Source organism: Pseudomonas sp. GLN_2, assembly GCF_043106005.1.
GTDB lineage: Bacteria > Pseudomonadota > Gammaproteobacteria > Pseudomonadales > Pseudomonadaceae > Aquipseudomonas > Aquipseudomonas alloputida.
Window position 1 is genome coordinate 1 of the sequence record NZ_JBICMC010000025.1, and the last position, 14,736, is coordinate 14,736.

At 60.4% G+C, this 14,736-nt stretch carries 15 protein-coding genes; 11 read left to right on the forward strand and 4 right to left on the reverse strand.

The window, feature by feature from the left end:
- From ACF8Q6_RS06690 to ACF8Q6_RS06700, 3 genes are all read right to left on the reverse strand, one after another.
- On the reverse strand, positions 1 to 209 hold a 209-nt coding region (locus tag ACF8Q6_RS06690; RefSeq protein WP_392498532.1), incomplete at its 3' end, for a hypothetical protein.
- Complete coding sequence (locus tag ACF8Q6_RS06695; RefSeq protein ID WP_392490502.1) at positions 210 to 1,430, reverse strand: CaiB/BaiF CoA transferase family protein; 1,221 nt, start codon at positions 1,428 to 1,430, stop codon at positions 210 to 212.
- A gap of 13 nt (positions 1,431 to 1,443) precedes the next feature.
- Positions 1,444 to 2,625: an acyl-CoA dehydrogenase gene (locus ACF8Q6_RS06700; protein WP_003252907.1), complete on the reverse strand. Its 1,182-nt coding sequence runs from the start codon at positions 2,623 to 2,625 to the stop codon at positions 1,444 to 1,446.
- Between the two features lie 160 nt (positions 2,626 to 2,785).
- On the opposite strand from ACF8Q6_RS06700, the gene ACF8Q6_RS06705 reads away from it, so the two are divergent.
- The 10 genes from ACF8Q6_RS06705 to ACF8Q6_RS06750 all read left to right on the forward strand — a co-directional run bounded on the left by ACF8Q6_RS06705 (position 2,786) and on the right by ACF8Q6_RS06750 (position 12,660).
- Complete coding sequence (locus tag ACF8Q6_RS06705; RefSeq protein WP_104960561.1) at positions 2,786 to 3,703, forward strand: LysR family transcriptional regulator; 918 nt, start codon at positions 2,786 to 2,788, stop codon at positions 3,701 to 3,703.
- A 418-nt stretch (positions 3,704 to 4,121) separates the two neighbouring features.
- Positions 4,122 to 5,243 carry a Re/Si-specific NAD(P)(+) transhydrogenase subunit alpha gene (locus ACF8Q6_RS06710; protein ID WP_003252911.1) on the forward strand — a complete coding sequence of 374 codons (1,122 nt, stop codon included), beginning with the start codon at positions 4,122 to 4,124 and terminating at the stop codon, positions 5,241 to 5,243.
- Between the two features lie 11 nt (positions 5,244 to 5,254).
- Positions 5,255 to 5,569, forward strand: coding sequence for an NAD(P) transhydrogenase subunit alpha (locus tag ACF8Q6_RS06715; RefSeq protein ID WP_003252914.1), 315 nt, complete (start codon positions 5,255 to 5,257; stop codon positions 5,567 to 5,569).
- Positions 5,570 to 5,571: 2 nt separating this feature from the next.
- Positions 5,572 to 7,008 carry an NAD(P)(+) transhydrogenase (Re/Si-specific) subunit beta gene (locus ACF8Q6_RS06720; protein WP_003252919.1) on the forward strand — a complete coding sequence of 479 codons (1,437 nt, stop codon included), beginning with the start codon at positions 5,572 to 5,574 and terminating at the stop codon, positions 7,006 to 7,008.
- A gap of 186 nt (positions 7,009 to 7,194) precedes the next feature.
- Positions 7,195 to 8,688, forward strand: coding sequence for an acetyl-CoA hydrolase/transferase family protein (locus ACF8Q6_RS06725; protein ID WP_392490501.1), 1,494 nt, complete (start codon positions 7,195 to 7,197; stop codon positions 8,686 to 8,688).
- Between the two features lie 435 nt (positions 8,689 to 9,123).
- A complete protein-coding gene (locus ACF8Q6_RS06730; protein WP_003252924.1) occupies positions 9,124 to 9,339 on the forward strand; it encodes a DUF1127 domain-containing protein in 216 nt (71 codons plus the stop codon).
- A 311-nt stretch (positions 9,340 to 9,650) separates the two neighbouring features.
- Entirely contained in the window at positions 9,651 to 9,968 is a 318-nt protein-coding gene (locus tag ACF8Q6_RS06735; RefSeq protein WP_392490500.1) for a DUF2388 domain-containing protein, read from the forward strand.
- An 89-nt stretch (positions 9,969 to 10,057) separates the two neighbouring features.
- Complete coding sequence (locus ACF8Q6_RS06740; protein ID WP_011953168.1) at positions 10,058 to 10,351, forward strand: DUF2388 domain-containing protein; 294 nt, start codon at positions 10,058 to 10,060, stop codon at positions 10,349 to 10,351.
- A gap of 36 nt (positions 10,352 to 10,387) precedes the next feature.
- Entirely contained in the window at positions 10,388 to 10,708 is a 321-nt protein-coding gene (locus tag ACF8Q6_RS06745; protein ID WP_003252932.1) for a DUF2388 domain-containing protein, read from the forward strand.
- On the forward strand, positions 10,705 to 12,660 hold the full coding sequence (locus tag ACF8Q6_RS06750) for a DUF4105 domain-containing protein (RefSeq protein WP_392490499.1): 1,956 nt from the start codon (positions 10,705 to 10,707) through the stop codon (positions 12,658 to 12,660). Before ACF8Q6_RS06745 ends, ACF8Q6_RS06750 begins: the two co-directional genes overlap by 4 nt.
- 38 nt (positions 12,661 to 12,698) lie before the next feature.
- Here ACF8Q6_RS06750 and ACF8Q6_RS06755 read toward each other — a convergent pair whose 3' ends face one another.
- The gene (locus ACF8Q6_RS06755) at positions 12,699 to 13,100 is read right to left on the reverse strand and encodes a GFA family protein (protein WP_011953166.1); all 402 of its coding nucleotides are present in this window, start codon (positions 13,098 to 13,100) and stop codon (positions 12,699 to 12,701) included.
- Positions 13,101 to 13,367: 267 nt separating this feature from the next.
- On the opposite strand from ACF8Q6_RS06755, the gene ACF8Q6_RS06760 reads away from it, so the two are divergent.
- Entirely contained in the window at positions 13,368 to 14,675 is a 1,308-nt protein-coding gene (locus ACF8Q6_RS06760; RefSeq protein WP_010951541.1) for a CitMHS family transporter, read from the forward strand.
- Positions 14,676 to 14,736: the final 61 nt, after the last annotated feature.

Genomic DNA, 14,736 nt, shown 5'->3' on the forward strand with positions numbered 1-14,736 from the left:
CAACCGCTTTCGATCATTCGATCGTAGCCCTTCCAGCTTCTGCCTTCACTACTTAACTCATTGAATTTCAAGGAGTTTTTCGTTCCGATGCCGCTGGAAGTGGGGCGCATTATAAGGGGATTCGAGAGGGCGTCAACCTTTAATTTCAATAAACTTTGATAGCGCTGAAAAACAAAGCGGGGAGGCCTGCCGGCCTCCCCGCTTTCCATCTAGAGCACACCAGCACCACGCAGACGCTGCAGCTCGCCGGCATCCAGCCCCAACACTTCCCCCAGCACCACTTCGGTATGCTCGCCCAGCAGTGGTGGCGCCCGCCGATACTCCACTGGCGTCTCCGACAACCGTATCGGGCTCGCAACTTGCGGCACATTACCCGCCAATGGATGCGGAATATTCAACGCCAACCCGCGCGCCAGAACCTGGGGGTCCTGGAACATCTGCGCCAGGTTATTGATAGGCCCACACGGCACTCCTGCAGCCTCCAACTGGGCCACCCACTCAGCTGTGGTCTTGAACACCGTAGCCTGGCGAATGAGTGGTATCAGCTCAGCCCGGTTGGCCACCCGCAGCTTATTGGTAACGAACCGAGGGTCCTCCGCCCATTGCGGCTGCCCGGCCACCTCAGCGAATTTACGGAACTGGCTGTCATTACCGACGGTAAGAATGAAATCGCCATCTGCCGTCGGAAAGTCCTGGTAAGGGACTATATTAGGATGCGCATTACCCAGCCGACGAGGAGGGGTGCCCGTGGTCAGGTAGTTCATTGCCTGGTTCGCCAGGCAGGCCACCTGCACATCGAGCAATGCCATGTCGACATGCTGTCCGACCCCTGTCTGATCCCGGTGGGCGAGGGCAGCCAGCATGGCGACCGTGGAATACAACCCGGTCAGAATATCGGTAAGCGCCACCCCCACCTTGACCGGCCCTGCGCCTTCTTCACCCTCCGGACGACCGGTCAGGCTCATCAGCCCACCCAATCCCTGGATCATGAAGTCATAGCCAGCGCGCTTGGCATAGGGCCCGGTCTGACCGAAGCCGGTAATGGAGCAATAGATGAGCTGCGGGTTTACCGCCTTGAGGCTCTGGTAGTCCAGGCCATAGGCAGCCAGCCCACCCACCTTGAAGTTCTCTATGACGATATCGCACTTCGCCGCCAGCTCCCGCACCAGCCGCTGCCCCTCCGGCTGGGTAAAGTCGATGGTCACTGAGCGCTTGTTGCGGTTGGCCGACAGGTAGTAAGCCGCCTCACTGGTGTCCTCACCTTCGACATCCTTGAGAAAAGGCGGCCCCCATGAGCGGGTATCGTCGCCACTGCCTGGGCGCTCGACCTTGATAACGTCGGCACCAAGGTCAGCCAGAATCTGACCAGACCACGGGCCGGCCAACACGCGCGAAAGGTCTAGCACCCGCAGATGTGATAGCGCGCCCATGGCTTGCTCCTTATTAATAGAACGCCTGGATACCAGTCTGCGCACGCCCCAGGATAAGTGCATGCACATCATGGGTACCTTCATAGGTGTTGACCACCTCCAGGTTAACCAGATGGCGGGCCACACCAAACTCGTCGGAGATGCCGTTGCCGCCCAGCATGTCACGCGCCATCCGGGCGATATCCAGCGCCTTGCCGCAGGAATTGCGCTTCATGATGGAGGTGATTTCCACCGCAGCGGTCCCTTCATCCTTCATGCGACCCAGACGCAGGCAGCCCTGCAGCGCCAGGGTGATTTCTGTCTGCATGTCGGCAAGCTTCTTCTGAATCAACTGGTTGGCGGCCAGTGGACGACCAAACTGCTGACGGTCCAAGGTGTACTGGCGAGCGGTGTGCCAGCAGGCTTCAGCGGCACCCAGCGCCCCCCAAGAGATACCATAGCGAGCCGAGTTCAGGCAGGTGAACGGGCCCTTGAGGCCACGCACGTCCGGGAAGATGTTCTCTTCTGGCACGAACACATTGTCCATGACGATTTCACCAGTGATCGACGCGCGCAGGCCAACCTTGCCATGGATTGCCGGGGCACTGAGGCCTTGCCAGCCTTTTTCCAGTACGAAGCCACGAATATCGCCCGCATCATCCTTGGCCCACACCACGAACACATCGGCGATGGGACTGTTGGTGATCCACATTTTACTGCCGGTCAGCCGGTAGCCACCGTCGACCTTCCTCGCGCGCGTAATCATCGAACCAGGATCGGAGCCATGGTTAGGCTCGGTCAGACCGAAGCAACCGATCCACTCGCCACTGGCCAACTTGGGGAGGTACTTCTGCTTTTGAGCTTCGGTGCCAAATTCGTTGATCGGCACCATCACCAGCGACGACTGCACACTCATCATCGAGCGGTAACCTGAGTCGATACGTTCCACTTCGCGAGCAATAAGGCCATAGCACACATAATTCAGGCCGCTGCCACCGTATTGCTCGGGAATGGTTGCACCCAACAGGCCGACTTCACCCATCTCGCGGAAGATCGCCGGATCGGTCTGCTCATGGCGGAAGGCCTCAAGCACACGCGGGGCCAGCTTGTCCTGGGCGAACTGATAAGCGCTGTCACGCACCATGCGCTCTTCTTCAGTGAGCTGCTGATCCAGCAGCAACGGGTCGATCCAGTTGAAGCTTGCTTTACCGGCCATGAGCGAATCCTCGAAATAGGGGTCAGTTTCTTGTGCCTTTGAGCCTAGGCCTGATCGGCCGCCGGAACAAACGAGGATTGCGCACCAATTAGTGATATTTTGTCACTCCGTAAATCGTCAAAACGCCTTATTGACAGCCTTACAAGTGAGGTTGACGTACATGCGCCGTAAGATCCCCAGTACCGCCGCCCTGATTTGCTTCGAGGCGGCAGCCCGTAACGAGAGCTTTACCAAGGCTGCCCAGGAACTCGCCCTGACCCAAGGTGCCGTCTGTCGGCAGATCGGTGGCCTGGAAGCCTTCCTTAATGTGGAACTGTTCCGTCGCTCGCGCCGCGGCGTAAGGCTGACCGAAGCCGGCCTGTCCTACAGTCGCCAGGTGGCGGCCCAACTGGACGCCGTGGAGCGCGATACCTTGTCGGTCATGCGCCAGCAAGGCGCCAATGTGATCGAGCTGGCGGTAGTGCCGACTTTTGGCACTCAATGGCTCCTACCACGGCTCAAGGACTTCCAACAGCGCCACCCGGAGGTCACAGTCAACCTCACCAACCGCACCCGACCATTCCTGTTTGCCGACACTACCTTCGATGCCGCCATCTATTTTGGTGATGCGGACTGGTCAGGCACCCAGTCACACCAACTGATGGGTGAAAACCCAGTACCCGTGTGCAGCCCGGCACTGCTGAACGGCCAAGGCATGCTCGAGGCACGCCACATCGCGCAGCTACCACTGCTGCAGCAGAGCACGCGCCCGTATGCCTGGCGGCAATGGTTCGGCAGTGTGGGCATGAATGTGGAGCGCGACATGACAGGCCCGCGCTATGAACTATTCTCGATGCTCGCCCAGGCGGCCATGCACGATATGGGCATTGCCCTGATACCACCGTTCCTGATCCAGCGGGAGTTGGAGGAGGGAAGGCTGGTGGTCGCTAACAGGCATGCCCTGAGTAGCGACAAGGCCTACTATCTGATGATTCCAGAGCGCAAGGTGGAGTCGGCGTCGCTACGCGCCTTTCGCGACTGGCTGGTAAGTCAGGCTCAGGCCTATATAAATAGCTCAGGGACAAACGCGACAAATTGACCCTGTAGTCAATTATTTTAAACACCTACAGATATATGTATATGTCGCATATTCGAAAACTGTAACGCAAGCACAAAAATACCCTTTAACCGTGCTCAGTACGCGGCTTTGCGGGTTATTTTGCGACATCCAACTAGTCGTAAGCGAATTGGCCGCTTTTTTTTGATTTTTTCTCCTAATCTGCCAATGGCGCATGTTTGACGGGCTGCAGCCCTATAGCTGCGACAAGCGGTCACAGGGTGACTTGTAGTTTTGACTTAGTTTCGCTCCAGAACCGGTTGAAGGCCTTCGGGTTCGTCTGCAAAATGCTTCGCCCCGCCCGGGATCCGGCGGGTTGGCGCTCCACAGCCGCCCCAGCGCACCATCCGAAGTGTGCTGGCTTCTACAAAGACAAAAGGTCACCGCAGGAGAAATAGTCGTGCACATTGGTGTTCCTCTCGAGACGCAGACCGGTGAGACAAGGGTCGCTGCGACCCCCGAAACCATCAAGAAACTGATTGGCCAGGGCCATCAGGTCACCGTTCAACGGGGGGCAGGGCTCAACGCCGCCATTCCGGACAGTGCCTATGAAGCCGTGGGTGCTTCCCTTGGGAGCGCCGCCGATGCCTACGGCGCCCAATTGGTACTCAAAGTGGTCGCCCCCAACGACCAGGAACTGGCCCTGATCAACAGCGGCAGCCTTCTGGTGGGCATGCTCAACCCCTTCAACGGTGAACTGATCGGCAAGATGGCCGAACGCGGCATTACCGCCTTCGCCCTGGAAGCCGCGCCGCGAACCTCGCGGGCGCAGAGCCTGGACGTGCTGTCGTCGCAGGCCAACATCGCCGGCTACAAGGCCGTATTGCTGGCAGCCCATCACTACCCACGCTTCATGCCAATGCTGATGACCGCTGCCGGTACCGTTAAGGCCGCACGCGTGCTGGTACTGGGCGCCGGCGTTGCCGGCTTGCAGGCCATCGCCACAGCCAAGCGCCTGGGTGCGGTGATCGAAGCATCCGACGTTCGCCCTGCGGTGAAAGAGCAGATCGAATCACTGGGTGCAAAATTCATCGACGTGCCATACGAGACCGATGAGGAGCGAGAATGCGCCGAAGGTGTTGGCGGCTATGCCCGACCAATGCCGGCCAGTTGGATGCAGCGCCAGGCGCAGGCCGTGCACGAGCGCGCCAAGCAGGCGGATATCGTCATCACCACCGCGCTGATCCCCGGGCGCAAGGCGCCGACCCTGCTAAGCGCCGAAACCGTGGCGCAGATGAAGCCTGGCTCGGTGGTCATCGACCTGGCTGCAGCCCAAGGCGGCAACTGCCCGCTGACCGTCGCAGACCAGGTGGTGCAGGAGAACGGCGTGACCATCGTCGGCCCGACCAACCTGCCGGCCCAGGTGAGTGCCGATGCCTCGGCACTGTATGCACGCAACCTGCTGGACTTCATGAAGCTGCTGTTCGACAAGGATGGCGCGCTGATCATCAACCTCGAAGACGACATCGTCGCGGCCTGCCTGATGTGCCGTGATGGTCAGATCGTCCGCAAGAACGGCTAAGGAGCACGACAATGGAAGACATGCTGATTTCCCACGGCATCTACAACCTGATCATTTTCGTGCTGGCCATCTATGTGGGCTACCACGTGGTGTGGAACGTCACCCCGGCGCTGCACACCCCACTGATGGCGGTCACCAATGCCATCTCGGCAATCGTCATCGTCGGCGCCATGCTGGCCGCGGCCCTGACCGTGACCCCGGCCGGCAAGCTGATGGGCACCCTGGCCGTGGCCCTTGCCGCAGTCAACGTGTTCGGTGGCTTCCTGGTCACCCGCCGCATGCTTGAAATGTTCAAGAAGAAAACCAAGAACGAGGCGAAGAAGTAAGCATGAGCATGAATCTGGTAACGCTCCTCTACCTCGTCGCCTCGGTGTGCTTCATCCAGGCGCTCAAGGGCCTGTCGCACCCGACTACCTCGCGGCGCGGCAATCTGTTCGGCATGATCGGCATGGGGCTCGCCATCCTCACGACGGTCGGCCTCATTTATAAGCTTGGGGCTGAACTTGCCACAGCCGGTATCGGCTATGTCATCGTCGGCCTGCTGGTCGGCGGCACCGCCGGTTCGATCATGGCCAAGCGCGTCGAAATGACCAAAATGCCCGAGCTGGTCGCTTTCATGCACAGCATGATCGGCCTGGCCGCGGTGTTCATTGCCATCGCCGCCGTGCTGGAGCCACAGTCGATGGGCATTGTGGCTGCCATCAGCGATCCGATCCCCACCGGCAACCGCCTGGAACTGTTCCTCGGTGCTGCCATCGGTGCCATTACCTTCTCCGGTTCGGTGATCGCCTTTGGCAAGTTGTCGGGCAAGTACAAGTTCCGCCTTTTCCAAGGCGCACCGGTACAGTTCGCTGGCCAGCACAAACTGAACCTGATCCTTGGCCTGACCACCATCGCCCTTGGCCTGCTTTTCACTTTCACTGGCCACTACAGTGCCTTCACCCTGATGCTGGTCCTGGCCTTCATCATGGGTGTGTTGATCATTATTCCGATCGGCGGCGCCGACATGCCAGTGGTGGTGTCGATGCTCAACAGCTACTCGGGGTGGGCAGCGGCCGGCATCGGCTTCTCGCTGAACAACTCGATGCTGATCATCGCGGGTTCCCTGGTAGGTTCGTCCGGTGCCATCCTCTCGTACATCATGTGCAAGGCGATGAACCGCTCGTTCTTCAACGTCATCCTTGGCGGCTTCGGTGGCGATACCGACACTGGCGCGGCGCAAGGTTCGCAAGAACAGCGGCCGGTGAAGTCCGGTTCGGCTGACGATGCCACCTTCCTGCTCAGCAACGCCGACAGCGTGATCATCGTTCCGGGCTACGGCCTGGCGGTGGCCCGCGCACAACACGCGCTGAAAGAGCTGACCGAGAAGCTGACCCACAACGGCGTGACCGTGAAGTATGCAATTCACCCGGTGGCGGGCCGTATGCCCGGGCACATGAACGTACTGCTGGCCGAGGCTGAAGTGCCGTACGATCAGGTATTCGAGATGGAAGACATCAACGCCGAGTTCGGCCAGGCCGACGTGGTGCTGGTGCTGGGCGCCAACGACGTGGTCAACCCGGCGGCGAAGAACGATCCCAAGTCGCCAATCGCCGGCATGCCGATCCTCGAAGCGTTCAAAGCCAAGACCATCATCGTCAACAAACGCTCGATGGCCAGCGGCTATGCCGGCCTGGACAACGAACTGTTCTATCTGGACAAGACCATGATGGTGTTCGGTGACGCCAAGAAGGTCATCGAGGACATGGTCAAGGCAGTGGAGTGACACCAGCCGCTGCAAACCAGCTGATATAAAGGAGGCCCCGGTCAGAATCTGCCGGGGCTTTTCTTTTATTGATCCGGATCAACGGCTCAAATACAAGGCTTCTCATACGACCATGGTCGTGGGACGGCAATGGGCGAAATCTCTAGACTGCGCTGCAGTAGTTTCAGTAGCCCGAGATAACAATCCATGTACCGTGATCGTATCCGCTTGTCCTCCCTGCACAGCAAGGTAATGAGTGCGGCTGATGCCGCTGGTCTGATCGAGGACGGCATGACTGTCGGCATGAGCGGCTTCACCCGCGCCGGCGAAGCCAAGGCCGTACCGCATGCACTGGCCGAACGTGCCAAGCAATCGCCACTGAAAATCAGCCTGATGACCGGCGCCAGCCTGGGCAATGACCTGGACAAACAACTGACCGAGGCCGGTGTGTTGGCCCGCCGCATGCCGTTCCAGGTCGACAGCACCCTGCGCAAAGCCATCAATGACGGCCAGGTGATGTTCATTGACCAGCACCTGTCGGAAACCGTCGAGCAACTGCGCAACCAGCAGCTGAAGCTGCCGGACATCGCGGTCATCGAAGCTGTGGCCATCACCGAGCAAGGCCACATCGTGCCAACCACCTCGGTGGGCAACTCGGCCAGCTTCGCGATCTTCGCCAAGCAGGTGATTGTGGAGATCAACCTCTCGCACAACACCAACCTCGAAGGCCTGCACGACATCTATATCCCAACCTACCGTCCGACTCGCACGCCAATCCCGCTGGTCAAGGTAGACGACCGTATCGGCAGCAACGCGATCCCGATCGACCCGGCCAAGATCGTCGGTATCGTCATCAGCGACCAGCCAGACTCGCCGTCCACTGTGCTGCCGCCAGATGATGAAACACAGTGCATCGCCGACCACCTGATCAACTTCCTCAAGAAGGAAGTGGATGCAGGCCGTATGACCAACAAGCTCGGCCCGCTGCAAGCTGGCATTGGCAGCATTGCCAATGCGGTGATGTGCGGCCTGATCGAGTCTCCGTTCGAAGACCTGACCATGTACTCCGAAGTGCTGCAGGACTCCACCTTCGACCTGATCGACGCCGGCAAGCTTAGCTTCGCATCGGGCAGCTCGATCACCCTGTCAACGCGCCGCAATGCCGATGTGTTCGGCAACCTGGAGCGTTACAAGGACAAGTTGGTGCTACGCCCGCAGGAAATTTCCAACCACCCGGAAGTGGTACGTCGCCTGGGCATCATCGGTATCAACACCGCACTGGAGTTCGATATCTACGGCAACGTCAACTCCACCCACGTCTGTGGCACAAGGATGATGAACGGCATTGGTGGCTCCGGCGACTTCGCCCGTAACGCCCACCTGGCGGTGTTCGTCACCAAGTCGATTGCCAAAGGCGGGGCGATTTCCAGCGTGGTGCCAATGGTCAGCCATGTCGACCACACCGAGCACGACGTGGACATCCTGGTCACCGAGCAGGGCCTGGCGGACCTGCGTGGCCTGGCGCCGCGCGAGCGGGCGCGAGCGATCATCGACAACTGCGTGCACCCAGACTATCGCGCTGCGCTGAACGACTACTTCGACCGCGCCTGCCAGCGTGGCGGCCATACCCCGCACATCCTGCGTGAAGCCCTGAGCTGGCACGAAAACCTGGAAGAAACCGGGCGCATGCTGGCTAGCTAATCCAGATGTGGTACGGAACGGCGGCCCTGCCTCCGCTGTTCCGGCCTCTTCGGGGGCTTGCCCGCTCCCACACGTGATGTGCAACCCTCAAGGGCAGCACTTTCCCTGTGGGAGCGGGCAAGCTCGCGAATGGGCCATAACAGTCAACCCCTTCTATCAATGCACCTTTCCGCTATCAGCCGCACAATCTGTACTACTGTACTGGTGTTTTCAGACCTACCCGACTGATAAATCCCCTTTCTCGAATCAAAGCGCACCAAAGAAGTGCAGACCAGTACAGTTTCGCCTATTTCGAGTGCAACAGTAGGGTTACACAGTTAACTGAGCCATCGTCTTTCAACTGAACTGTATCTACTGTTATGGACGACAGAGGAGGATCATTGGCATCAGTTAAATCACTACCTAATGCCGCCATAAGCGGAAGGATGAAGCATCATGGAACGTACCCTCAGTTCCGGTCTGGTTTTTGAAAGCAACGCCCAGCAATCCAACACCTCGCTGCCGCTGCGCGCATTGTCGACCCTGCTGCTGTGGCAGCGCCGTATGACCAGCCGTCGTCAACTGGCTCGCCTGGACTCCCGCCTGCTGGCAGACGCCGGTATCAGCGAGTCGCAGCGCTACGAAGAGCTGAGCAAGCCTTTCTGGCGCTAAGCTCCCGGCTTGCCGGCTTCGGCCGGCACCGTGAATTCCCCAAACCCGTTGCAGGTAACTGCAGCGGGTTTTTTATTGCCCGAGAGATACGCTGTAGAGCACTTCAGATCACGACCAGTACAGTTTTGCAAATACAAAAAAATGCCTTAACAGTTGCCTGGCGTAGCACTCGTTATCATCCCTACGCAGCACTGCGTGATACGCTTGGCATAACCGTCTGCTGGAACCCGTTGTTGAAACGTACCGTGACGATCCCTGCAAACGTCCGATAAAGCAGAACCAACCTGACCCTACCCCAGGAGTCCACGATCATGTCCCGTAAACACCTGCTTGGCACCGCCCTGCTGCTTGGCCTGGCTGGCACTGCCAATGCCACCAGTTTCGTTGTCACCACCGACGCGGTAGTGGGCGCCGTTGCTGCCTCCACCGACGCCACATCCGACGTGAGTTCTTCGTTCCGCGACGACAAGATCGTCCAGGCAGCCCGCGATGACGCAGCCAGCTTCGTCGGTACCCAGGGCGCTATCCGCGGCGCCCGACTGGAAAGCGCCTTTGTACACATCCGTTCGAACATGCCTGCCCTGCAAGCCAGCGATGCACAGCTGGCCCAGGCCATCCTGGCACTCTGATACACCCCATGCGAGACAGGTGCGTTGGCTTCGGCCCTCGCACCTGAGGTAGGCTTCGCCGTTCATTTTTCCAGCCTTCAAGAAAGCTCATGCGTTATCTGTTGCCGTTGCTGTTCGCCGCCGCAGGCATGGCCAGCGCCCATGCCATGGATACGACCACACAAAGCCTGGTCATCACCGGCTATGTCACCAGCCAGGTCACAGCCGCACCATTCGACCGCAAACTGGTCAGACAGGCCCGCGACGATGCCGCCGCATTCGTTGCCAGCGACGGCCTGATCCGTGGTGCACGCCTGGAAGCCGCCCTTGAATCATTACGCCACAATTGCGCACGGCATGCCGTCGGCGATCTGGAACTGGCGCAGGCAATTCTCGTCCAATAACTACATCTGACTCCCTGTATTTTTCGGAGATGCTCCATGCGTAAACCGCTGATTGCCGCTTCCCTCGGCATGCTGCTGCTGGCCGACCTGGCCCAGGCACAGACCCTGGTGGCCACCAGCAACATCATCGTGCGTGCCTTTGGCCGTTCGATCGACTTCACCTCAGACACCACCACCTCGATCCGCGACTCCAAAGTGGTGCGTGAAGCCCACGACGACGCTGCAAGCTTTGTCGCCAGCAACGGTGACATCCGCGGCGTCCAACTCGAGGCAGCCTTCAATACCCTGCGCGAGCGCGTACCGGAAGCGCGAGGCGCCAGCGATCAGGTGCTGGCTGAAGCCATACTCGCACTGTGACGCGCGTGCGCGCCTGGCTGCTCGGCTGCGCCCTGACGCTGCTCGGCACGCCCGCCTTGGCCGACCTGCAGCTTGAGCTGCAGTCGTCCGGCCTGGACCCGCAACAAGCACAAGCTTCCCAAGCCTTGCTCAACGAGGCCATGGGTAAGCTGCCACCGCGCTTCAAGCAGCAGCTGGACCGACGCGTGCGGGTCAGCTGGAGCGACAACATGCCTGCCGACGCCTATGGGCAGGCTTCCCTGATATCCACCCTCGAGCTCAACCGCCGCTTGCTGCCCAGCCTCACCGATGGCAGCGCCGCCACTGAGCGCACCGACCGCCCACATGGCACGGTGCGTGATGAGCTGCTGGCCACCGTGCTACACGAGCTCACCCATCTCTACGACCGTGCCCGCCTGTGGCCCAGCGCCGAAAATTCGCTGATTGCACGCTGCAAGCGCCAGCAAGGCACGCTGGGCAAGGTCGGCCTGCCGGAAGAATGCCGCGGGCAGGCCGAGCGCCGCTTCACCCTGAGCGACGACCCACGCCTGCTCGACCTAGCCGGGTGGCAGCAGTACGTGGGCCGACGCGGCGAGCGCGAACAGCACAATGGCCAATTCGTGCGCAGCCCCGACAGCTATGAGTTGAGCAGCCCCAAGGAATACATCGCGGTCAACATGGAGTATTTCCTCCTTGACCCGAGCTACAGCTGCCGTCGCCCGGCGCTGTATCAGTACCTCCGCGAACACTTCGGCTGGGCACCCCAACAGGACACCTGTGCCAAGGGCCTGCCATTCATCAATGCCGGCAGCGACTTCGCCCGCCAACCGCTGGGTGAAATCGACCCAGAGCGGGTCTACGAAGTGGACTATCTGTTGGCTGAAGCCAATCAGAACCTGGTCAGCCGCTGGGGGCACAGCATGCTGCGCCTGGTGATCTGCAAGCCGGGCCGACCACGCGGTCCAGACTGCCGCCTGGACCTTGATCAAAGCCTGGTGCTTTCGTACCGCGCCTTCGTCAACGACGTGCAACTCTCCAGCTGGGACGGCCTGGTCGGCAACTACCCGTCGCGGCTATTCGTGCTTCCGCTGGGCCAGGTGATCGACGAATACACCAAGACCGAGCTGCGCAGCCTGGCCTCGGTGCCCTTGAAGCTCAACCGCGACGAAATCGAGAACCTGGTGCGCCAGGCCGCCGAGATGCACTGGAGCTATGACGGCAACTACTGGTTCCTGTCCAACAACTGTGCAGTGGAGTCGTTGAAGCTGCTGCGCAGCGGCACCGCCAATCCACGCCTCAACGACCTGGACAGCATCATGCCCAACGGTTTGCTGGCCGTCCTCAAGGGCAGGGGGCTGGCAGACACCAGCGTGCTTGATAACCCGCGCGAAGCGTTACGCCTGGGCTACCGCTTCGATTCTTACCGCGACCGGTACCAGGCCATGTTCGAGGTGCTGAGAAAGCAATTGCCAATCAAGCAAGCTCTGGTTGAAGACTGGCTGGCCCTCAATGCCGAGCAGCGTCGTAGCTGGTTCGCCAAGGCTGACCTGCGCACCAGCGCGGCACTGCTTCTGCTTGAGCAGGCCAGCCTGCGCCGGCAGCTTCTGCTGGCCCAGGACGAGGTCAAGCAGCGTTACCTGAATGCCGCAGCCTTGAAGGATGGCAGCATCAACAAAGCCGATGCCACGCTCAAGCAAATGCTTGCCAACAGCGGTTTTCTCAGCCGCCCGGCAGAGTTGCTCGATTCCAAAGGCTACGGGCTGCCGCAGCCAGAAGAGCGCAAGCGCCTGGAACAGGTGAGCAGAGAGCGCCAGGCACAGCTGTTGCGCTTGAGCACCAGCCTGGACAAAGAGGTGAGGGCGCTGCTGGAGCCGTCGCGAGCCAAGGAAATTGCAGCGGTCGAGACCAACGTGAAGCAGATCGGCGAGCACTTGCGGGCGTTGCACAAGGCTGCTGGTGGCCTGCAGTTGTGATGGATGACGGGCTGGCCCTTTCGCGGGCAAGCCCACCCCTACAGGCGCTCCTCATCTTCCGAGGGCAAATCCTCATCCAGATGCAACCAGGGCAACCGGCTGCCCACCCAGATATGCCGGTTGGCTCGTACCCGCTCAGGGTGATCCAGCGTGGCCACCGTCACATCGATCGTCTGCGGGCTATGCGTGGTCACCAGCGCCACATGCGCCCCACACTGCCCACAGAAGTAGCGGCTGCAACTGGCAGGCGCCACATAGCAGTTCGGCTCGCCCGTCAACCACTGGAACCCAGAACGGGGCAGGGTAAGCCAGGTGACCACCAGTCCACCGCTGACCCGCCTGCAGATCGAACAATGACAGTGGGCAATGTCCGTCAGGTTGCCCTCCAGTCGATAACGCAGGGCTCCACAATGGCAGCCACCTTCGGTTACATCCTGCATCACCTACCTCTCGTCACCTTTGCTTCAGCGAAAGCTGGCTGAAAGCTTGCCCTTTTAGGATAGCGCCCACTACCGGCACAAGACCGGTCAGCCAGGGCACCCGGTCAATACCGCGCCCGGCCCAATCAACAACAACAATGGTGATTCTGATGTATTCCTGTGCCCGCCTTTTCGTAGTCCCCCTCCGCATGCTCCCCGCACAGCGCCCTACGCGCTGATACGCCCGAATCGACTGTTCTTTCGCCGCGCCACGCCTGGAGTATTGCCATGCTGACCTTCCTCGGCTTTGCCATGGTCATCACGTTCATGTACCTGATCATGACCAAGCGCCTTTCGGCCTTGATCGCGCTGATTCTGGTACCGATCCTGTTCGCCCTGTTCGGTGGTTTTTCCGCCAAGATCGGCCCCATGATGCTAGAGGGCATCAGCAAGCTCGCACCTACCGGCGTGATGCTGATGTTCGCCATCCTCTATTTCGCCCTGATGATCGATTCCGGCCTGTTCGACCCGGCCGTTCGCAAGATCCTCAAGCTGGTCAAGGGCGATCCGCTGAAAGTCTCGGTCGGCACTGCTGTACTGGCCCTGGTGGTCTCACTCGACGGTGACGGTGCCACCACCTACATGATCTGCTGCGCCGCCATGCTGCCGATGTACAGCCGCCTGGGCATGAGCCCGCGGATCATGGCCGGCCTGATCATCCTCGCCGGCGGCGTGATGAACATGACCCCCTGGGGTGGGCCGACCGCGCGTGCTGCCAGCGCCCTGCACGTAGACCCGTCAGACATCTTCGTGCCGATGATCCCGGCCATGCTGTTCGGTGTGCTGGCGATCCTGGCCATTGCCTACATGTATGGCAAGCGTGAACGCGCCCGCCTGGGCGAACTGCATCTGCCTACCGACGACATCGACCACAGCGAAATCACCGTCTCGCAGTACCCGGACGCACGCCGGCCCAAGCTGCTGTACTTCAACGGTGCCCTGACCGCCGCCCTGATGGTCGCGCTGATCGCCGGCCTGCTGCCGCTGCCAGTGCTGTTCATGATTGCCTTCAGTATCGCCATGATCGTCAACTACCCGTGCCTGCAACAGCAGAAGGACCGCATCGCCGCCCACGCCGGCAGCGTACTGGCCGTGACCGGGCTGATCTTCGCCGCCGGCATCTTCACCGGCATCCTGTCCGGCACCGGCATGGTCGACGCCATGTCCAAGAGCCTGCTGGCGGTCATCCCCGAGGCACTGGGCCCATACTTGGCCGTAATCACCGCGATCGTGAGCATGCCGTTCACCTTCTTCATGTCCAACGACGCGTTCTACTACGGCGTGCTGCCGGTGCTGGCCGAGGCCGCTAGCCACTATGGCATCACCCCGGTGGAAATGGCCCGTGCGTCGATCGTCGGGCAGCCGGTACACCTGCTCAGCCCGCTGGTACCCTCCACCTACCTGCTGGTGGCCCTGGCCGGTATCGAGTTCGGCGATCATCAGCGCTTCACGCTCAAGTGGGCAGTGCTGGTATGCCTGTGCATAATGCTCGGCGCACTGCTGATGGGGATTTTCCCGCTGTTCAGTAGTCTTTAATACATCCGTATAACGTACGCGACGCGCCCTGACCGGGGCGCGTTGCCATTACCGCTCGAAG